The sequence below is a fragment of the Mesorhizobium sp. M7A.F.Ca.MR.362.00.0.0 genome (assembly GCF_004023175.1).
Lineage (GTDB): Bacteria > Pseudomonadota > Alphaproteobacteria > Rhizobiales > Rhizobiaceae > Mesorhizobium.
In genome coordinates this window covers 1-246 of sequence record NZ_RZTF01001094.1, presented here as the reverse complement: position 1 = coordinate 246, position 246 = coordinate 1, and the positions used below count along the sequence as shown (strand labels likewise).

Here is a 246-nt window from a genome sequence, read left to right as displayed (position 1 = left end):
CATTGATAATGGTGTTTATACAAGAAACTATGATTTTTCGCCCCTTTTATATGATGGCATTTTTTCCATGATTCAAACCAACAGTCAGTACGCTTCAGCGGGGTACAATTTACAGCTGCTTGGAAGGCATGACGGCGTAAATGAAAAAGGGCTTGTAATTGGTTTGCATTTTGTCAGCAATGAAGGATATAGAAAAGGAGTTTCCCCATGGGTAAGCTGCAGAATAGTGCTGGATAACTGTTCGAC

Annotated in this window: 1 protein-coding gene; it reads left to right on the top strand. The window is 40.2% G+C overall.

Annotated features, from left to right (window positions below; genetic code table 11):
* Positions 1 to 246 (top strand): carcinine hydrolase/isopenicillin-N N-acyltransferase family protein (locus EOC06_RS39260; RefSeq protein WP_206631466.1); only part of this gene is annotated, 246 nt, incomplete at both ends.